Source organism: Arsenicicoccus cauae, assembly GCF_043162025.1.
GTDB lineage: Bacteria > Actinomycetota > Actinomycetes > Actinomycetales > Dermatophilaceae > Arsenicicoccus > Arsenicicoccus cauae.
The window spans coordinates 2,040,901-2,059,915 of sequence record NZ_CP171001.1 but is presented as its reverse complement, the minus strand read 5'-3'; the positions used below and the strand labels follow the sequence as shown (position 1 = coordinate 2,059,915).

Here is a 19,015-nt window from a genome sequence, read left to right as displayed (position 1 = left end):
TCGTGCACGTCGGTGCTGCCGGCCCGTCGTCGGCACCCCGGGCGCCGGCACACAGACCGACGCACAAGACTACCGGACGTGGCGGGCTGCCCCAAATGCGACCACGGGCCGCCCGGGCGGTCGTCCGGGCGGTCGTCCAGGGCTCAGGCGCCTCGCGCCCGCAGCGCCTGCGCCACCGGCTCCGGGACGAGGTCGAGGCCGTAGCCGCCGAGGCGCCATACCTCCTTGACCAGCGAGCTGGACACGTGCTCGAAGGCCGGGTTGCCGGGCAGGAAGACCGTCTCGATCCCGGTGAGGTGCTTGTTCATCAGGGCCATGGGCAGCTCGTAGGCGAAGTCGGTGCCCGACCGCAGACCCTTGACGACGGCGCCGATCCCGAGCCTCGTGCAAAGGTCCACCAGCAGGCCGTCGGCGTAGGCCCCCACGGACACCCCCCGCAGGTGAGCGACCGACTCCTCGACGAGGCGGACCCGCTCGTCGATGCCGAACATCCCCGAGTCGGCCTTGGCTGGGTTGTAGAGCACCCCGACCACCACCTCGTCGTAGAGACGCGTGGCGCGCTCGACGATGTCGAGGTGGCCCAGGGTCATGGGGTCGTAGGAGCCCGGGCAGATGCAGCGGCGGACCTCGCTCATGGCGTGAAACCTACCGCGTGCTCGGCGTACCACACGGAGGTCTCGCCGTAGCGCTTGTGGTCCACGACTGACAGCCCCTGCGGCCAGCGCGGCTCGGGCGACCGGGAGGACCGCTCGACGACGACGACGGCCTCGGGGGCGAGCCAGTCCCCGTCGACGAGGCGGCCGAGGACGGCCGCCAGGGCCTCCTCGGAGAGGTCGTACGGCGGGTCGACCAGCACCACGTCCAACCGCTCCCCGGCTCGCGGACCCGCGAGCACGCGCTCGACCGTGTCCCGGCGCACGGTCACCTCGCGGAGGCCGAGCTCCCTGGCGTTGCGGGTCGCCACCTGCGCCGCGGACCGGTCGTGCTCGACCAGCAGCACGCTCGCGGCCCCCCGCGAGGCGGCCTCGAGCCCGAGCGCGCCGGACCCGGCATACAGGTCGGCGACGTGAGCGCCGGCCAGGACGTCGAGGTGGGCCAGGCGGGAGTAGACCGCCTCGCGCACGCGGTCGCTCGTGGGACGGGTGCCACGGCCGGTGGGGGTGCTGAGGCGCCGGCCGCCGACGCTGCCGGCGATGATCCTGGTCACTCGGGCAGCCTACGGTCACCCCCGCTCGAGGTAGGCAGCGCTCTCGTCGTCGAGCGTGTCGGCGAGCCACGCCGCGAGCCGCGGGTGCGCCGCGAGGCCCACGTCGTCCCGCAGCAGGTCCTGGGCGTCGTCCCGGGCCTCGGCGATCAGCTCGACGTCGCGGGGGTCGGCCAGGCGCAGCATCCGGATGCGGCGTCGGCGCCCGCTCTGGCTCGCCCCCAGGACGTCGCCCTCGCCGCGCAGCTCGAGGTCGTGCTCGGCGAGCACGAATCCGTCGGTGGTGCCAGCGACGGCCTGCAGCCGCTGCCAGGCGACGGGCACGTCCCCGTCGGCGCCGGTGGGCTCGACCGTGCTCGCGAGGAAGCAGGTGCCCGCGTGCTCACCGCGACCGACCCGGCCGCGCAGCTGGTGCAGCTGGCTGATCCCGAAGCGGTCGGCGTCGAGGACCACCATGACGGTCGCGTTGGGCACGTCGACCCCCACCTCGATGACCGTGGTCGCCACGAGCACGTCGATCTCGCCCGCGGCGAACCTCCGCATGACCGCATCCTTGTCGTCGCCCGCGAGCCGCCCGTGCAGGAGTCCGAGCCGCACCCCCTCGAGCTGGGGGGTGGCGTGCACGAGCAGGTCGTAGGCCTGCAGGAGGCTCACGGCGTCCGGTCGCCGGGCCCCCGCGCGGGCGTCGGCGCCCTCGTGGCCCCTAGCGCCCAGGTCGTCCTCGGCACCCGCGGCACCTCCGACCCCCTCGGGCGGGGCCTCGACGAAGCCGTCCTCGGTCTCCTCGCCGCTCGGGCTGTCGCTGTCACCGATCCGTCCGCACACGACATAGGCCTGCCGCCCAGCGGCCACGGCCTCGGCCACGACCTGCCACATGCGGGCCATCCAGGTGCCGGAGCCCTGACGGACCACGTGGGTCCTGATCGGTGACCGGCCCGCCGGCAGCTCGCGCAGGATCGCGGTCTCCATGTCCCCGAAGACCGTCATGGCGACCGAGCGCGGGATCGGCGTCGCCGTCATGACCAGCACGTGCGGTGGCCGGGATGCCTTGGCCCGCAGGGCATCTCGCTGCTCGACGCCGAACCGGTGCTGCTCGTCCACGACCACGAGCCCGAGGTCGGCCAGCTGCACGTGCTCCTGGATCAGCGCGTGCGTGCCGATGACGATGCCGGCCTGCCCGGAGGCCGCCTCGGACAGTGCTCGGCGGCGCGCGTCGGCGCTCATCGACCCGGTGAGCAGCACCACCCGGGTCGCCTCGTCCGCCCCGCCGAGCAGGCCACCCTCGGCGAGCGGACCCATGATCGCGCGGACCGAGCGCTCGTGCTGGGCGGCGAGCACCTCGGTCGGGGCGAGCAGGGCGGCCTGGCCGCCGGAGTCGACGACCTGCAGCATGGCGCGCAGCGCCACGACCGTCTTGCCGGAGCCCACGTCTCCCTGCAGGAGGCGGTGCATGGGGACGGGCGAGGCCAGGTCGTGGGCGAGCTCCTCGCCGACGACCCGTTGCCCCTCGGTGAGGGGGAACGGCAGCGCCGCGTCGAACGCGTCGAGCAGGCCACCGGACCGGCCGGGACGGGCGGTGCCCTCGTCCCGGGCTGCCGTGAGGCGCCGCTGGACGAGGGCCGTCTGCAGCACCAGGGCCTCGTCGTAGCGCAGCCGGGCGCGGGCGGTCGTGAGGTCGCCCCAGGCGCGGGGCTGGTGGATCAGGCGCACCGCCGTCGTCCGGTCGCAGAGTCCGTGGCGGCGGACCAGCTCGTCCGGGACGGGGTCCTCGAGCTCGCCGACCGCGTCGAGCACGATGCCCATCGCCGTCCCGATCTGCCAGGAGGTCAGCCGGTCGACGCTCCGGTAGACGGGCAGGATCTGCTGGTGGCGCACCGAGTCCTGGATGACCTGGTAGTCGGGGTGCGACAGCTGCCAGCGTCCGTTGAAGGTGCCGGCTCGCCCGGAGAACACCGCGAGCGTGCCGGGGGTGAGGTCCTTGGCCGGTCCCCAGTGGCTGAAGAAGGTGAGGTCGATCTCGGTCGTGCCGTCCGTCACCGTGGCCCGCAGCAGCTTCTTGCGCGGGTTGGAGCGGACCGGCGCGACGACGGCCTTGAGCACCTCGGCCACCACGACCAGGTGCTCCCCCTCGCGCAGCCGGGCAGTCGAGAGCCGGGCCTCGAGATAGTCCCGGGGGTACCACCCCAGCAGGTCACCGGCCGTGACCAGACCGGCCTTGGCCAGCACGTCCGCGGTGCGCTTGCCCAGCAGGGAGCGCAGGGAGCTGCCCGGCCAGGCGCGGTCCGCGCCCTCCCGGTCCACCCAGGTCGTCTCCTCCGGCACCTATTCGACCCCCACCATCAGCAGGTATGCCGCCTGCCCACCCCTGTGGACGCCCACCTCCACGTCGGGCCACCGGCGCGTGAGGTGCTCGCGCACGGCCGCGACGTCCGCGTCGGGCAGCCCTGCGGTCACGAGGGTGACCAGCTCTCCACCCTGCTCCAGCAGACGGTCCAGCAGCTCGGTCCCGACCGCCGCCGCGGACTGCCCCACCAGGACGATGTCACCCTCGACGATGCCGAGCAGGTCCCCGGCCCGACAGGGTCCTGCCGCCGTCGACGCGTCCCGGGCCGCGCGGGCGATCGCTCCGCTGCGGACCTCCTCCACGGCGGTCCGCATCGCCTCGGCCGCCTCGTGTGCGGGGGCGCTCCGGTCGAGGACCGCCAGGCACGCGAGGCCGGCGACGTCGGACCGGGAGGGCACGACGTGCACCTCGCGACCGGCGGTGGTCAGCTCGTCGGCCGCGCTCGTGGCGGTGAGCAGGACGTCGGGGTCGTTGGGCAGCAGCAGCACGGGACGGTCGGGGTGGTGCTCGACCACGTCCACGATGGCGCCGACGCTGGCCCGAGCGCCGGGGCTGCTCGGCACGACGAGCGCGCCCTCGTCGACGAAGAGCTCGCGCAACCCGCGCCCGTCGGTGCAGACCACGACGAGGGGGCCGTCCTGGGCGGCCAGGGCACCGGTGGCCTCCCGGCTCTCTCGCACGGTCGCGGCCTGGGCGTGCAGGTCGGTCACGGTGACCCCCGAGACCGCACCCGCCTGGTCTGCGGCCCGCAGCACGGCGTCGGGGTCGTCGGCGTGCACGTGCACGCGGGCCAGGTCGCCGTCGACCGCCACCACGACGCTGTCGCCGAGGGCACCGAGGGCGGAGCGCAGGTGGTCCACGGCCGAGGTCGTGGACGGGTGGAGCACCAGCATCACCTCGTGCTGGGGACCGCGGTAGTCCTCCCCCACCTCGGGCCCGTCGTGGGCCTCGCGGGCGAGCGCGGCCAGCCGGTCCGCCTCCGCCACGGGGTCTGCCTGGTCGCCGTCGCGGGGGTCGTCCACGTCGCTCCCACCGCCGTCGACCACCCGCTTGAGCGCGTCGAGGACCGTGACGAGGCCGGAGGCGCCGGCGTCGACGACCCCGGCGGTCCTCAGGGCGGCGAGCTGGGTGGGGGTGCGGTCCAGCGCCGCCCGCGCCGCGGCCACGGCCGCGTCGACCACGGCGCTGAGGCTGGCCTGCGCCTGACGGGCCCGCGCCTCGGCCGCCTCGGCGGCGCTGCGGGCGACGGTCAGGATCGTGCCCTCGGCGGGGTCCCCGACGCAGGCGTAGGCCAGGTCCGAGGCCCGGCGGAAGGCCTGGGCCACGACGCCGGCGTCGGCGCCGCCGTCATGCGCGGGGCGCTCGACGACGTCGAGCAGGCCCCGGACGAGCTGGCTGACGATGACGCCGGAGTTGCCGCGCGCGCCGAGGACGGCTGCGCGGGCGAAGGCCGTGAGCTCTTCCTCGGGCTCGGCCGCGACCGACCGCTCCACGGCGGAGTCCAGCGTCAGGAACATGTTGGTGCCGGTGTCCCCGTCGGGGACGGGAAAGACGTTGAGCGCGTCGATCTCCTCGCGCCGCTCGGCCAGCGCCGCGCGCGACCGGACGGCCCACAGCCGCAGGGCGTGGCGGTCGAGCACGCTAAGCGGGCCACGCGGGCCACGCGGGCCACGCGGGCCACGCGGGCCACGCGCACCGCGCGGAGCACCTGGCTCACCGCGCTGCTGCTCACCCATCCGCGCCTCCTCGGCTCGACTCCGGCTCGACTCACGCTCGGCTCGCGTCGAGCCTACGCGAGGGCACCGACACACCTGCCAGACCCGTGAGGGCTGCCAGACCCGCGAGAGCTGCGAGAGCTGCTCGGCCGAGGTCAGCTACGCCAGGTTTGGATCCCACTGCCCCCGTCGGCTACGCTAGAGCGGTTGCCCCACCAACTCCGCGCCGTCGGCGTGCTCGTCGGGGCGCACCCCGACTGTCAACGAATGTAGGAGATCACCGTGGCTGCCAACTGCGATGTCTGCGGCAAGGGACCGTCCTTCGGTCACAGCATCTCGCACTCGCACCGTCGCACCAAGCGCACCTGGACCCCCAACATCCAGCGTGTCAAGGCTCTGGTCGGCGACGCGGGTGTGACCCCCAAGCGTCTCAACGTCTGCACCTCCTGCCTCAAGGCGGGCAAGGTCAAGCGCTGACACCAGCACCGCAGCACCGCCGAGGGCGGCTCTCCACGGGAGGGCCGCCCTCGGCGTCGTCGGGGCCGTCCACCGGGCAGGAGGCCGTATGACGCTCGCCTCCCCCTCCCGGGTCGCGGTGGTCGACGTGGCCCGCTGCCTGGCCCTGCTGGGGATCCTGGTCAACCACCTGGTCGGCGGCCTCGCGAGCGCCGTCCTGTGGGACGTGCACGCCGTGCTGTTCGCGGTGCTCGTCGGGGTCGGGGCTCAGCTCGGGTGGTCCGCGCACCGGCGCGGGTCGACGGCTCGGGCCGGTCTCGTGCGCGCGGGCGCCCTCGCCGTCGTGGGGCTGACCCTCGCCGACCTCGGGACCCGGGCCGCGATCGTGCTGGTGCCCCTCGCGGTCGTCACCGTCGTCGTCACCTGGGCCGTTCGGCGCACCACCCGCGTCCTGCTCGGTGTGACGACCTCCGTCGCTCTGCTGGCACCCCTCGTCGCCCACCTCGGGCGCCGGGGCCTGGCCGGTCGATGGCTCCCCGACGTGGGGTGGAGCGACCTGCTCGACCCCTCGCACGCCCTGTCCACCGCGTCGTTCGCGACGTCCTACCCCGCGGTGCTCTGGACGGCCTATGGCTTGCTCGGCGTCCTCGCCGCGCGGGCCAGCCTGCCCGACGGCGATCGCCCGGCACGGCCCGCCGCGCTGGCCCTGGCCGGGCTCTGCCTGGTGCTCGTCGGACGGGTCGGCAGCATCCTCGCTCTCGTCCTGACCCGTCGCACGGCCCTGCTGGAGGCGGAGCGGCGGGCCGCGGTCGAGGCGTCGAGCCTGCCCGACGACGTCGACCGGCTCACCCTCGTCGGGGCCTATCTGCCGTCGACACCCAGCCTGCTCGTCAGCGGTGGCCTCGCGCTCCTGGTGCTCGCCGGCGTCATCGCCCTGTGCCGGCGGCCCCGGGTCCGGGAGTCGGCCCTTGTGCGCGGTGCCGCGGACCTCGGCTCCATGACCCTGTCGGCCTACACCCTGCACGTCCTGCTGCTGCCCGGCACCGAGCGCGTGCTGGAGGCCCACCCGGGGCTGGGCCCGTGGTGGCTGTGGGCGGCGCACGTGACGATCATCGCGGTCGTGCTGCTCACCTGGCGGCGCACCCTGCCGAGCCCCCTGTCGTCCGGGCCGCTGGAGTGGGCCACCCGACGGGCGGTCGCCGCCGTCACCCCGCGAAGTGGTCGAAGCCCTGCCCCTGGACCGCCACGCCGTCCAGCGTGACCCGCGGCAGGGCATCGTCCGCCTCGACGACCCGCCCGATCGGCCGCCACCGCACCGGCCCCGCCTCGTCGGGCGACACGGCGGCCGCGCCGGGCGGGAAGGTCGCGATCAACGAGTGTTCCTCCCCCCGGTCAGGACCTGCTGCCACGCCACGTCGAGCGGGATGCTCGACGCGAGGCCCTCGACCAGGTCGAGCAGCCCGGCGCGGTCCAGGTCTATGCGCACCCCCGAGGCGCGCGCGATCCGCCCGGCGTCGCGCACCAGCCCGTCGGAGACGTCCATCATGGCCGTGGCCCCGGCAGCGGCGGCGTCGCGCCCGGCCCCGACGTCGGTCGTGGGCACGAGGTGGTCCCGGACGAGTCTCCACGCCCCGGTCCCTGGCTCGGGGCCCTCCCCCTGCTCGAGCAGCCACCACCCCGCTCCGGAGCGTCCGAGGCTGCCGTGGACGGCCAGCACGTCGCCGACCCGGGCGCCCGACCTCAGCACGGGGTCACGGCCCTCCAGGTCGCCGAGCGCCGTGATCGAGACCATCACCACGCCGTCGGGCGCGCCCGAGAGGTCACCGCCGACGACGCTCACGGCATACCGCTCGGCCTGGGAGCCGACCCCCCGGGCGAGCTCGACCGCCCACGACACCGGCAGGTCGCGGTGCGCCGCGAGCGTGACCAGCAGACCGGTGGGGCGGGCGCCCATGGCGGCGAGGTCGGCGACGTTCTGCGTCACGAGCTTGGCGCCGACCTCGGCCGGTGCGGACCACTCGTCGCGCCAGTCGTGGCCCAGCACCATCGTGTCCGTCGTCGCCACCACCGACCCCGACGCGGCCCGCACCACGGCCGCGTCGTCCCCGGGCGGGACCAGCACGTCCTCGCCCCGGGCGAAGTGCGGGAAGATCCGCGCGAGCAGCTCCTCCTCCGACAGGTCCCGCAGGCACGGCCCGTCCCCGACGTGGGCTTCTGACATGCGGACCTCCAGTGCGAGCCTTCGGGAGCGACACGCTACCGTGGTCGCGACGCGGCACCGCCCTTGGTCCCGCACCCGCCGCAGCGACGCGGCGGCAGCCCAGAACGAGTGGAGGATTCGATGGTCCAGGCCTACATCCTGATCCAGTCCGAGGTCGGCAAGTCGTCCCAGGTGTCCGAGTCCGTCGGTGCGATCGACGGGGTCGTCAAGGCCGAGGAGGTCACCGGACCCTACGACGTGATCGCCCGCGTGGAGGCGGACAACGTCAACGAGCTGGGGCAGCTCGTCATCGCCAAGATCCAGGACATCCAGGGCATCACCCGCACGCTGACCTGCACCGTCGTCCACGGCTGAGCAGGAGACCGTGCAGGGTCTGCTCGACCGGCGCATCCTCGTCACGGCCACCGTCTGCGCACTCGCGGCGGTGGCCGTGACGCTGCTCCTGCTCCGTCCGCGTCCGGTCGAGGTGGCCGCCGGCCCCGCCGACACCTCGAGCGCCTGCGTGGCGGCACGGGCGCACTGGCCCACCTCCGTCGCGGGCGAGCCGCGACGGGACGACCTGGTCGGCGCCGAGAGCGCGGCGGCCTGGGGGTCCCCGGCGATCATCGCGCGCTGCGGCCTGGCGCCCCAGCCGCCCAGCACCGACCAGTGCATCGACGTCAGCGGGACCGACTGGGTCGTGCAGCGGCTGACGGACGGGACGCGGCTGACGTCATACGGCACCGACCCCGCCATCGAGGTGCTCGTGCCCGAGCGCTACGCCCCCGCGCCCCTGCGGGTCGGCGCCTTCGCCGACGCCGTGAGATCTCTCCCCTCGACCGGCCGACGCTGCACCTGAACCAGGGGCACACTGGGTCGCATGACCGACTCTCCAGGCACCGCCGCTCCGGCAGAGCACAAGGGCGGCGAGAGCCTGCTCACCGTCCTCGTCGCCCTCGGCGCCAACGCGCTGATCGCCGTCGCCAAGACCGTGGTCGCCGTGATCACCGGGTCGGCGTCGATGGTGGCCGAGGCCGCGCACTCGTGGGCCGACGCGGGCAACGAGATCTTCCTGCTGCTCGCCGAGCGCAAGTCGGGACGCCCCCGGGACCGCTCGCACCCGCTCGGCTACGGCCGCGAGGCCTACGTCTGGTCGATGTTCGCGGCATTCGGCCTGTTCACCGCCGGCTCGATCGTCTCCATCTGGCACGGCATCACGTCCCTGACCTCCGAGGAGGCCGAGACCGACTACCTCCTCGCGTATGCCGTGCTGGCCGTCGCCTTCGTGCTGGAGGGCATCTCCTGGCTGCAGGCCATGCGCCAGACGCGGCGCGAGGCCCGCGAACGCGGCCTGTCGCCGGCGCGCTACGTGTGGCGCACGCCCAACCCGACGCTGCGGGCCGTGGTGGCGGAGGACAGCGCCGCGCTGATCGGCATCGTGCTGGCCGCGCTCGGGATCGTGCTGCACGAGCTCACCGGCAACCCCGTGTGGGACGCGGTCGGCTCGATCCTCGTCGGCATCTTGCTCGGGATCGTCGCCTGCTTCCTGATCGACCGCAACCGCGACTTCCTCACCGGCCAGGCGGTGTCGCCGGACCTCCGTCGCAAGGCGCTCGCCGCGCTGCTGGGCCACGCCGAGATCGAGCGGGTGACCTACCTCCACCTCGAGTGGGTGGGCCCGGACAAGGTCTTCATGGTGGCGGCGGTCGACCTCACGGGCGACGCCCCCGAGCACGACCTCGCCGTGACCCTGGACCGGTTGGGCGAGGAGCTGCGGACCCACGAGCTGGTCGAGGAGGCCGTCCTCACCCTCGCCACGCCGGACCGGCCCTCGCTCGTGCTGGACTGACGCCTCCCCCTGTTGGGCCGACGCCTCCCCGTGTTGGCCTGGCGGTCGTCCCCGGGATGCCCGACCGTCACCTGAGGGGAGCAGCATGCGGGGTCTCGACCCGACTCCCCCGGAGGTCCGCCATGCGCACCCGCCACGCCCTCGCCGGTCTCGGCACCCTCGCCCTGTGCCTGTCCGCGAGCGCCCCCGCCCTCGCCGGGCAGGGCACCGACGGTCGCGGCCCGGGCCACGACGGCCCCGGCAGGGGCCAGGTCCAGGGCAACGACAAGGCCTACACCTTCGCCGTCATCGGCGACACCCCTTACGGCGCAGCCAAGATCGCGCGCTTCCCCCACGACGTGGACACGATCAACGCCGACCCCGACGTCCGGCTGGTGATCCACGTCGGTGACATCAAGAACGGCTCGACCGTCTGCTCCGACGAGTACTTCCGCTTCGTCCGCGGCCAGCTCGACCGGTTCGAGGACCCCCTCGTCTACACCCCCGGCGACAACGAGTGGACCGACTGCCACCGCCCCAACAACGGCGCCTACGACCCGCTCGAGCGGCTCGCCGCGGTGCGCGCCACCTTCTACCCCCAGCACGGCCGCACGCTGGGCAAGCACCCCCTCGACGTCAACCCGCAGACCGAGATCGGCTTCCCCGAGAACGTCATGTGGTCTCGCGCGGGCGTGGAGTTCGCCACTGCCCACGTGGTCGGCTCCAACAACGGCTTCGCCCCCTGGACCGGCAAGACCGCCGCCACCCCGCAGCAGCTGGCGGAGGCCGTGGACCGCACCGCCGCCGCGGTGACTCAGATCCACCAGGCCTACGCCGAGGCGCGCCGCACCCGCGCCAAGGCCGTCGTCATCGCCATCCAGGCCGACATGTTCGACGGCACGTACGACGGCTGGTCCCTCGACCAGAACTCCGCGTTCATCCCCGTCATCAAGGCGCTCACCGACGAGTCCAACCGGTTCGAGGGCGCCAGCTACCTGTTCGACGGCGACTCGCACAAGTACAACGACGACCACCCGCTGGCCCCCGGTTCGGTGTGGCTGCAGCGCTACGGCCTGACCACCCCGGCGCCCCGGCTGCGCCGCATCACGGTCGACGGGTCGGACGCCGCGGACGACTACCTCAAGGTCACGGTGGACCCCAAGGCCAAGAAGGGCTCCCAGGACGTCCTGTCCTACGTGCGCGTGCCGCTCGGCTGAGGCGGGTGCCGCCCGGCCGAGCGGCACCGTGGGAGAGTGAGCCCATGCCTCTCCCCCAGGTCCGCCCCGGGCGGCGGTATGCCGTCCGCGTGGCCACCGGCCACCCCGTCACCGGCCACCCCGTCACCGGGTCCGGGGCGCGGGACGTGGTAGGCGTCCTGGTCGCCGCGGACACGAGCACCTGGACGCTGCTGCCCGAGGACCGCGCCCCCGAGACGGTGGCGGTCGCCGACGTGCGGGCTGCACGCGAGGTGCCGCCCCGCGTCGTGCGTCCGAGCTCGTCCGTCGACGACGTGCAGCGCCTCGCCGCGCGCGGCTGGCCGGGCCTCGAGCAGCACCGCCTGGGCGGGTGGCTGCTGCGGGCGGGCGCGGGCTACACGGGGCGCGCGAACTCCGCTCTGGTCGCAGGAGATCCCGGCCTGCCGGTCGAGGACGCCGTGGCGCGCGTGGAGGCCTTCTACGCCGAGCGCGGGACGCGAGCGCGCTTCCAGGTGGCCTATCCGATGACTGGTCCCGACGACCCCGCCGGCGCCGTGGACGCTCTTCTCGCCGCCCGCGGCTACGAGGTGGTGACGCCGACCTTCACCTACGTGGCAGACCTGCGATCCCTCGAGCCTGCGCCGCTGGACGGCCTGACCGCCTCCTGGTCCGAGCAGCCCGACGAGGAGTGGCTCGCCCCCGAGAGCCCCCTGCACGGCCGCCACCCCCGGGCGGTGGACGTGATCACCGCGTGCCCCGCTCGCTACCTCACGCTGCGCTCCCACGGGGACTTCGTGGCTCGGGCGCGCCTGGTGGTCACCGAGGACTGGTGCGGCATCACCGAGCTCGTGGTGGACGAGGGCGCGCGCGGGCGCGGGACCGGCCGCCGGGCGATGGGCGAGCTGACCCGGGCCGGACGCGCGGCGGGGGCGCGCTTCGGCTACCTGCAGGTGCTCCAGACCAACGCCGCGGCCACCGGCCTCTACGACGCGCTCGGCTGGCGGCGGCACCACCGCTACCACTACCGCGTGCAGCCCTCCTGATCACCTGACGGGGGCCCCGGCGCTCCTCGGCATACGGTGTGGGCATGGACGAGGACTGGACCCTGGCCACCCGCACGGTCGCGCTCGGCCGCCCGGCGCACGAGCCGGGCGCGCCGGTCAACCCCCCGCTGGAGCTGTCGAGCACCTTCGTCGCCGGAGGGGATCCGGTCTACGGCCGCGCGGGCAACCGCACGTGGGACGCCTTCGAGCAGACCCTGGGGGCGCTCGAGGGTGGGCGGTGCCTCGCCTTCGCCAGCGGTATGGCGGCCGTGGCCGCCGTCCTGTCCCTCGTCCCGCGCGGCGGGGTGGTGGTGGCGCCGGACGGGGCCTACAACACGACGCTCTCGCTGCTCGAGTCGTTCGAGTCCGACGGGACGCTGCGCGAGCTGCGGCGGGTGGACCCGGCGGACCTGGACGCGGTGGTGGGGGCCCTGCCCGGCGCGGACCTGGTGTGGCTGGAGTCGCCCACCAACCCGCTCCTGGAGGTGGCCGACCTGGCCGGGATCGCCGCGGCCGCCCACGACGCCGCCGCGATCGTCGTGTGCGACAACACCTTTGCCACTCCCGTCGGGCAGCGTCCGCTCGGTCTGGGCGTAGACGTGGCCGTCCACTCGGTCACGAAGTACCTCGCGGGCCACTCCGACGTCCTCCTCGGGGCCGCCGTCACCGACCACCCCGAGCTGGCCGAGCGGCTGCGCACGCACCGGACCCTGCACGGGGCGATCCCCGGACCGTACGAGACCTGGCTGGCGCTGCGTGGCATGCGCACCCTGGCCCTGCGGGTCGAGCGAGCGTCGGCGAACGCCGCGGAGCTGGCCCGGCGGCTGCGGGGGCACCCCGCGGTGAGCCGGGTGCGCTACCCGGGCGTCGGAGCGATCGTGTCGATCGAGGTGGCGGGGGGACCCGAGGCGGCGGACCAGGTGTGCGCGGCCACGCGACTGTGGACGCACGCCACGAGCCTTGGCGGCGTGGAGTCGCTGCTCGAGCGACGCCGACGTCACCCCAACGAGCCACTCGTCGTGCCGGCGGAGCTCGTGCGCCTGTCGGTCGGCATCGAGGACGTCGACGACCTGTGGCGCGACCTGGACCAGGCGCTGCGCGGGATCTAGCGCCGCCCGCGCGCCCGCCCCGTCAGGCGCTAGCGGCGCTCGTCCTTGCGAGCGCGCGACATCAGCTGCGTGGCGACCTCGCTCGGGTCGCGCCCGTCGTGGACGACTGCCGCGACCTGCTCGACGATGGGCATGTCCACCCCGACGCTGCCCGCGAGGGCCAGGATCGACTCGGCCGACTTCACGCCCTCGGCCACCTGACGGGTCTCGGCGACGACCTCGTCGACGGTCATCCCCTGACCGAGCTTGACGCCGAAGGAGTGGTTGCGCGACAGCGGTGACATGCATGTGGCGATGAGGTCGCCGACCCCCGCGAGCCCGGAGAAGGTCAGGGGCTTGGCCCCTAGCCGCACGCCGAGGCGCGTGGTCTCGGCGAGGCCGCGGGTGATGATCGAGGCCTTGGAGTTGTCGCCCATGCCGAGGCCCTCGGCCATGCCGACGGCGAGCGCGACGACGTTCTTGGTCGCGCCGCCGAGCTCGCACCCGACGACGTCGGTCTCGGTGTAGGGACGGAAGTAGGGGGTCGCGCAGGCGTGCGCCACCGCCTCGGCCGTGTCCTTGGAGGCGGAGGCGACCACGCTGGCGGCGGGATCGCGACGCGCGATCTCGCGCGCCAGGTTGGGGCCGGTCACGACGGACACGCGCTCCGGGTCGACGTCCCCGACCTCGCAGATCACCTCTGACATGCGCCGACCGGTGCCGAGCTCGATGCCCTTCATCAGGGAGACGTGCAGCGCGTCGCCGGGCAGGTGCGGGCGCCACCGCTCGAGGTTGGCGCGCAGACTCTGCGACGGGACCGCCAGCACCACCACCTGCGCCCCGTCGAGCGCCTCGGCCACGTCCTGGGTCGCGGTGATGCGGCGCGAGAGGGTCAGGCCGGGGAGGTATTGACCGTTGGTGTGCTGCCGGCGGATCTCGTCGGTGACCTCGGCGCGGCGACCCCACATGGTGACGTCGTTGCCGGCGTCGGCCAGGATCATCGAGAAGGCCGTCCCCCAGCTGCCCGTGCCGAGCACCGCGACCCGGAGGGACGTCCCGGTGGTGCTCACCCGGACTCCCCGTGACGACGCATGTCGTAGCGCGTCGCGGGAGCCTGCTCGCCGCGCAGCTGCTCGAGCAGGCCCACGACGTCGCGCATGATGCGGTCGGTCGCCTCGCGGACGACCTCGCCGGTGACCGGCCGGCCCTGCAGGTCGGAGAGGTCCACCGGCGGCCCGGCGAGCACCCGCATCGTCTTGCGGGGGAAGGGGCGCAGCCGCCCGGAGTAGGGCGCGAGCAGCTCCTGGACGCCCCACTGGGCGACGGGGATCACTGCGCACCCGGTCTCGAGGGCGACCCGGGCGGCACCGGTCTTGCCCGTCATCGGCCACATCCGCGGGTCACGGGTGATGGTGCCCTCGGGATAGATCGGCACGGTCTTGCCCTGCTGGATGGCCCTGGTGGCCGCCCGGTAGGCCTCGACCGCCCGACCGGTGTTGCGGTAGACGGGGATCTGGCCGGCCAGGCCGATCAGCCGCCCGAGGACGGGCACCCGGAAGGCCGCGTCCTTGGCGAGGAAGAACGGCGGCCGGCCGTTGTCGTAGAGGAAGTGCGCCAGCATGATGAAGTCCAGGTGGGACACGTGGTTGCAGCAGACGACCACGCCACCGGGCCGGTCGAGGTGCTCGGCCCCACGCCAGTCGCGCCTGGTCAGCGGCACGACGCCGGACTTGGCGATCGCGACGCACACGCGATAGGCCCACGGCAGCCGAACCTTCGGCGATCGACCCACGTCAGTCCCTTCGACACGCGGGCTGGCCGGAGCTCCCGGCCAGGTGGCCCGCCGACACATCTTCGCGGAGCGTCCCGCGTGCTGTCGACCTCAGCGCACCGCGCGCCGCGCCTGCAAGACTGCAGGCGATGTCCGGTCACGTCTGCCCCGCGCACCCCGTCTCCTGGCGGTTCGTCATCCCCGTCAAGGACACCCGACGGGGCAAGTCCCGCCTCCAGCCACCCGACGGGGTGCCCCGCCACCTGCTGGCCATGAGCCTCGCCCTCGACACCATCAACGCCGCCCGGCACTGCCTGGGTGGCGCCGCGGTCGTCGTCGTCACCTCGGACGACGCGGTCGCGTCGCACGCCAGGTCGTGGCAGGTCCCCGTCCTCGCCGACCCGGGCGCAGGGCTGGATGCGGCCCTGCGGGCCGGGGCGTCGTATGCCGAGGAGCGCGCCGCCGCCTCGGGGCTGCCCGCCCCGGCAGTCGCCGCCCTGCTCGGGGACCTGCCCGGCCTCCACCCGGACGACCTCGCGGCCGTGCTGCGGCTGGCGGAGGGCGTCGAGCGTGGCTACGTCCCCGACCACGAGGGCACGGGCACCGTGCTGCTGACGGCGCGTCCCGGTGTGGCGCTGGACCCGGCGTTCGGTGCGGGCTCGGCGGGCCGGCACGGCGCGGGGGCGGTGGACCTGACGACGCTCGGGCCGGTGCCGGACCGCCTGCGCCTGGACGTCGACGACCGTGCGTCGCTGGCCCGCGTGGCGGCGATGGGGGTGGGTCGGCATACGGCCATGGTCCTCTCGCTGGGCACCCCCGCGCCGTCAGCCGCCGAGCAGCCCCAGGGTCACCGTTGACGAGGGCGACCGCGAGGACGGCGCACGCACCACCCGCGAGGGCGAGCCGGGGGCAGCAGCAAGGCGGTCGCGTCCAGCGAGAGACAGACCGTGCAGACGACCGAGAACCCCGCGAAGAGCAGCCAGGCGAGCCAGGTGCGGTGCCGGCCGTGCGTCGCCACCGGCGACGACGAGAGGAGGGGATGCCACCGTCGTGGCGTCCCCTCCTCGGGTCCTCGGGCGAGGCGCCCGTCACTTCTTGGGCGCGGCCTTCTTGGCGGTGGACCGGGCCGCGGGGCGCGGGGTCGCCACCTTCGCGGCGGACGTCTTCTTGGCCGTCGTGCTCTTGGCGGTCGTGCTCTTGGCCGTCGTCGCCTTGGCGGTGCGCTTGGCGGAGGCGGCCTTGGTCGTGCTCGTCGTCGCCTTCTTGGTGGCGGCCTTCCTGGCTGGCGCGGAGGTCGTGCTGGCACCGAGCGCCGAGGCCGAGTTGGCGCGAGCACCCGCGACGCCGGACTTCGGCAGCTTCTTGGGGTCGGACACGACGTCCTTGAACTGCGTACCCGGGCGGAACTTCGGGACGTTGGTCTTCTTGATGCGCACGGACTCCCCGGTGCGCGGGTTGCGGCCGGTGCGGGCCGCCCGCGCGGCGCGCTCGAAGGTGCCGAAGCCGGTGATGCCGACCTTGCCGCCCTTGGCCACCTCACGGATGACGACGTCGACGAGGGCCTCGACCGCGTCGGACGCGGCCTTGCGGCTGCCGAGACGGTCCTCGAGGGCGTCGAGCAGATCTGCCTTGTTCACGATTCCTCCACGAATCCCGATGAACGCCCGGCGGTTACCGGTCGTCGCAGGTCAGCTCGCCGCAACAGGCCTGCACGGCAACGACGTTCGACCTGACATCGACGGTAGGGGTAACCGGTCGCGGCGTCTACGGTTTCTCGAACTTGGCAGCCTTGCGCGGCAACGACATTGGGCACCGGACCCGGTCCCCGGTCAGGAGGCGCACCGGCCGACCCGAGCCGGTCCGGGTCGGTCCTGGTCGGTCCGGGTCGTCCCGCGGCTGGGCCGCGCCCGGCAGCTCCCGCCGAAGGTCGTTGCGCCACACGGGAGTTCGTCCTGCCACGCGACACGACCGGGATGCAGGCGGGCCGCACGAACGCGCCAGGACGAGCCGCACGGCACCGCAGCAGCGCCTCGTGAGGGGTCCCCAAGGAGCCGAGATCCGTTGTCCGCCATCGGGCGTGGCGTTACGCCGTCCGGGTGAGCAGTGTCCTCGACGAGCGCCGGGCCGGGTCCCCTAGACGGTCGTCCGAGGCTTGTAGGCCGGCCGGCGCGCCTCGTAGGCCTCGATCGCGTCCTCGTGCCGCAGCGTCAGGCCGATGTCGTCGAGCCCCTCCAGCAGGCGCCAGCGGGTGTAGTCGTCGACCTCGAACGGGGCAACCACGTCGCCACAGGTGATCGTCTTGTCCTGCAGGTCGACGGTGATCTCGGTGCCGGGCTCGTTCTCCAGCGCCTTCCAGAGCAGGTCGACGTCCCCCTGGGACGCAACGGCCGTGAGCAGCCCCGCCTTGCCGGAGTTGCCACGAAAGATGTCGGCGAACCTGCTGGAGATCACCACGCGGAAGCCGTAGTTCATCAGCGCCCAGACCGCGTGCTCGCGCGACGAGCCGGTGCCGAAGTCGGGGCCGGCGACCAGGACCGAGCCCCCGGCATACGGCTCCTGGTTGAGGACGAAGCCGGGGTCGCCCCGCCAGGCCGCGAAGAGGCCGTCCTCGAAGCCCGACCGCGTGACCCGCTTGAGGTACTCCGCCGGGATGATCTGGTCGGTGTCGACGTTGCTGCGACGCAACGGGACTCCGACGCCGGTGTGCGTGGTGAAGGCATCCATGGCGGTCTCCTCAGCGGGCGGCCGGCTCACGGACCGGCTCCAGGTCGGCGGGGCTGGACAGGGTGCCGCGCACGGCGGTGGCGGCGGCCACGGCCGGAGACACGAGGTGCGTGCGACCGCCCGTGCCCTGGCGCCCCTCGAAGTTGCGGTTGGACGTGGAGGCGCTGCGCTCCCCCGGCGCGAGCTTGTCGGGGTTCATGGCGAGGCACATCGAGCAGCCCGGGAGGCGCCACTCGGCACCGGCCTCGGTGAACACCGCGTCGAGGCCCTCGGCCTCGGCCTGCAGCTGCACGCGGGCCGACCCGGGAACGACCAGCATCCGCACGGTCTCGGCGACCCGCCGGCCCTGCAGGATGCCCGCGACCTCGCGCAGGTCCTCGATCCGACCGTTGGTGCAGGAGCCGACGAAGACGGTGTCGACCGCGATCTCCTTGAGCGGCTGGCCGGCCCGCAGGCCCATGTAGTCCAGGGCCCGCTGCGCAGCGGCCTTGTCGTTGTCGTCCCCCAGCTGGTCCGGGTCGGGGACGGACGCCGACAGCGGCAACCCCTGGCCGGGGTTGGTCCCCCAGGTCACGTAGGGGGTGAGGGTGCTCGCATCGATCGTGACCTCGCGGTCGAAGGTGGCGTCGTCGTCGGTGCGCAGCGCGGTCCAGGCCTCGACGGCGGCGTCCCAGTCGGCGCCCTGCGGGGCGTGCGGCTTGTCGCGCAGGAAGTCGAAGGTCACCTCGTCGGGGGCGATCATGCCTGCGCGGGCGCCCGCCTCGATCGACATGTTGCAGATGGTCATCCGCGCCTCCATGGACAGGCCGCGGATGGCGGAGCCGCGATACTCCAGCACGTAGCCCTGGCCGCCGCCGGTGCCGATCTCGGCGATGACCGCGAGGATCACGTCCTTGGCGGTGACGCCGTCCGGCAGCTCGCCCTCGACGGTGATCGCCATCGTGCGGAACGGCTTGAGCGGCAACGTCTGGGTGGCCAGGACGTGCTCGACCTCGGAGGTGCCGATGCCGAAGGCCAGCGCCCCGAAGGCTCCGTGGGTCGAGGTGTGCGAGTCCCCGCACACCACCGTCATCCCGGGCTGCGTGAGGCCGAGCTGAGGGCCCACCACGTGGACGATCCCCTGCTCGGCGTCCCCCATGGGATAGAGGCGGATGCCGAATTCCTCGCAGTTGCGGCGTAGGGTGTTGACCTGGGTCAGGCTCACCGGGTCGGTGATGGGGCCCGGTGTGGTGGGGACGTTGTGGTCCTCGGTCGCGAGCGTCAGCTCCGGGCGGCGCACCTGGCGCCCCTCGAGCCGCAGCCCGTCGAAGGCCTGAGGACTGGTCACCTCGTGCAGGAGGTGCAGGTCGATGTAGAGCAGGTCGGGCTCGCCGTCAGCACGGCGGACGACGTGGGCGTCCCACACTTTCTCGGCAAGGGTGCCGCTCATGAGATTCCTCCGGCTGG

Annotated in this window: 20 protein-coding genes; 9 read left to right on the top strand and 11 right to left on the bottom strand. The window is 73.9% G+C overall.

What is annotated here, in order from left to right:
* Positions 1–143: 143 nt before the first annotated feature.
* Genes coaD through ACF3NS_RS09620 form a run of 4 tightly spaced genes read right to left on the bottom strand, consistent with a single transcriptional unit; the run spans position 144 to position 5,188 of the window.
* The gene (gene coaD, locus ACF3NS_RS09635) at positions 144–635 is read right to left on the bottom strand and encodes a pantetheine-phosphate adenylyltransferase (protein WP_392465769.1); all 492 of its coding nucleotides are present in this window, start codon (positions 633–635) and stop codon (positions 144–146) included.
* Entirely contained in the window at positions 632–1,207 is a 576-nt protein-coding gene (rsmD, locus tag ACF3NS_RS09630; RefSeq protein ID WP_288798874.1) for a 16S rRNA (guanine(966)-N(2))-methyltransferase RsmD, read from the bottom strand. The genes coaD and rsmD overlap by 4 nt, the downstream gene beginning before the upstream one ends.
* Before the next feature lie 15 nt (positions 1,208–1,222).
* Complete coding sequence (locus ACF3NS_RS09625) at positions 1,223–3,526, bottom strand: ATP-dependent DNA helicase RecG (protein WP_392465766.1); 2,304 nt, start codon at positions 3,524–3,526, stop codon at positions 1,223–1,225.
* Positions 3,527–5,188, bottom strand: coding sequence for a DAK2 domain-containing protein (locus ACF3NS_RS09620; RefSeq protein WP_392465764.1), 1,662 nt, complete (start codon positions 5,186–5,188; stop codon positions 3,527–3,529).
* Positions 5,189–5,545: 357 nt separating this feature from the next.
* On the opposite strand from ACF3NS_RS09620, the gene rpmB reads away from it, so the two are divergent.
* On the top strand, positions 5,546–5,740 hold the full coding sequence (gene rpmB / locus ACF3NS_RS09615) for a 50S ribosomal protein L28 (protein ID WP_019287942.1): 195 nt from the start codon (positions 5,546–5,548) through the stop codon (positions 5,738–5,740).
* Between the two features lie 88 nt (positions 5,741–5,828).
* On the top strand, positions 5,829–6,980 hold the full coding sequence (locus ACF3NS_RS09610) for a DUF418 domain-containing protein (protein WP_392465762.1): 1,152 nt from the start codon (positions 5,829–5,831) through the stop codon (positions 6,978–6,980).
* Here ACF3NS_RS09610 and ACF3NS_RS09605 read toward each other — a convergent pair.
* Both ACF3NS_RS09605 and thiL read right to left on the bottom strand, forming a co-directional pair.
* The gene (locus ACF3NS_RS09605; RefSeq protein WP_392465760.1) at positions 6,925–7,092 is read right to left on the bottom strand and encodes a hypothetical protein; all 168 of its coding nucleotides are present in this window, start codon (positions 7,090–7,092) and stop codon (positions 6,925–6,927) included. The genes ACF3NS_RS09610 and ACF3NS_RS09605 overlap by 56 nt on opposite strands.
* Positions 7,089–7,940: a thiamine-phosphate kinase gene (thiL, locus tag ACF3NS_RS09600; RefSeq protein ID WP_392465757.1), complete on the bottom strand. Its 852-nt coding sequence runs from the start codon at positions 7,938–7,940 to the stop codon at positions 7,089–7,091. Before thiL ends, ACF3NS_RS09605 begins: the two co-directional genes overlap by 4 nt.
* A gap of 120 nt (positions 7,941–8,060) precedes the next feature.
* Here thiL and ACF3NS_RS09595 point away from each other — a divergent pair, with 120 nt between their 5' ends.
* From ACF3NS_RS09595 to ACF3NS_RS09570, 6 genes are all read left to right on the top strand, one after another.
* Positions 8,061–8,294 (top strand): Lrp/AsnC family transcriptional regulator, encoded by a 234-nt coding sequence (locus ACF3NS_RS09595; protein WP_154593425.1) that lies wholly within the window; start codon positions 8,061–8,063, stop codon positions 8,292–8,294.
* Positions 8,295–8,304: 10 nt separating this feature from the next.
* The gene (locus ACF3NS_RS09590) at positions 8,305–8,778 is read left to right on the top strand and encodes a DUF3515 family protein (protein WP_288798267.1); all 474 of its coding nucleotides are present in this window, start codon (positions 8,305–8,307) and stop codon (positions 8,776–8,778) included.
* Between the two features lie 21 nt (positions 8,779–8,799).
* Complete coding sequence (locus ACF3NS_RS09585; protein WP_392465754.1) at positions 8,800–9,768, top strand: cation diffusion facilitator family transporter; 969 nt, start codon at positions 8,800–8,802, stop codon at positions 9,766–9,768.
* Positions 9,769–9,890: 122 nt separating this feature from the next.
* Complete coding sequence (locus ACF3NS_RS09580) at positions 9,891–10,964, top strand: metallophosphoesterase family protein (protein ID WP_392465752.1); 1,074 nt, start codon at positions 9,891–9,893, stop codon at positions 10,962–10,964.
* A 44-nt stretch (positions 10,965–11,008) separates the two neighbouring features.
* Positions 11,009–11,986, top strand: a complete 978-nt coding sequence (locus ACF3NS_RS09575) for a GNAT family N-acetyltransferase (RefSeq protein WP_392465750.1) — start codon at positions 11,009–11,011, stop codon at positions 11,984–11,986.
* 44 nt (positions 11,987–12,030) lie between these two features.
* On the top strand, positions 12,031–13,095 hold the full coding sequence (locus tag ACF3NS_RS09570; protein WP_392465748.1) for a trans-sulfuration enzyme family protein: 1,065 nt from the start codon (positions 12,031–12,033) through the stop codon (positions 13,093–13,095).
* Positions 13,096–13,124: 29 nt separating this feature from the next.
* Here ACF3NS_RS09570 and ACF3NS_RS09565 read toward each other — a convergent pair whose 3' ends face one another.
* Both ACF3NS_RS09565 and ACF3NS_RS09560 read right to left on the bottom strand, forming a co-directional pair.
* A complete protein-coding gene (locus tag ACF3NS_RS09565; RefSeq protein WP_288798271.1) occupies positions 13,125–14,144 on the bottom strand; it encodes an NAD(P)H-dependent glycerol-3-phosphate dehydrogenase in 1,020 nt (339 codons plus the stop codon).
* Positions 14,141–14,866 (bottom strand): 1-acyl-sn-glycerol-3-phosphate acyltransferase, encoded by a 726-nt coding sequence (locus tag ACF3NS_RS09560; RefSeq protein ID WP_288798272.1) that lies wholly within the window; start codon positions 14,864–14,866, stop codon positions 14,141–14,143. The genes ACF3NS_RS09565 and ACF3NS_RS09560 overlap by 4 nt, the downstream gene beginning before the upstream one ends.
* A gap of 128 nt (positions 14,867–14,994) precedes the next feature.
* Between ACF3NS_RS09560 and cofC the strand changes: the two genes are divergently transcribed.
* Positions 14,995–15,702: a 2-phospho-L-lactate guanylyltransferase gene (cofC, locus tag ACF3NS_RS09555; RefSeq protein ID WP_392465746.1), complete on the top strand. Its 708-nt coding sequence runs from the start codon at positions 14,995–14,997 to the stop codon at positions 15,700–15,702.
* Between the two features lie 231 nt (positions 15,703–15,933).
* Here the strand turns inward: cofC and ACF3NS_RS09550 are convergent, their stop codons facing one another.
* The 3 genes from ACF3NS_RS09550 to leuC all read right to left on the bottom strand — a co-directional run bounded on the left by ACF3NS_RS09550 (position 15,934) and on the right by leuC (position 18,998).
* Positions 15,934–16,482, bottom strand: coding sequence for an HU family DNA-binding protein (locus tag ACF3NS_RS09550; protein WP_288798274.1), 549 nt, complete (start codon positions 16,480–16,482; stop codon positions 15,934–15,936).
* Positions 16,483–16,978: 496 nt separating this feature from the next.
* On the bottom strand, positions 16,979–17,569 hold the full coding sequence (leuD, locus tag ACF3NS_RS09545; protein ID WP_392465744.1) for a 3-isopropylmalate dehydratase small subunit: 591 nt from the start codon (positions 17,567–17,569) through the stop codon (positions 16,979–16,981).
* A 10-nt stretch (positions 17,570–17,579) separates the two neighbouring features.
* The gene (gene leuC / locus ACF3NS_RS09540) at positions 17,580–18,998 is read right to left on the bottom strand and encodes a 3-isopropylmalate dehydratase large subunit (RefSeq protein ID WP_392465742.1); all 1,419 of its coding nucleotides are present in this window, start codon (positions 18,996–18,998) and stop codon (positions 17,580–17,582) included.
* Between the last annotated feature and the right edge of the window lie 17 nt (positions 18,999–19,015).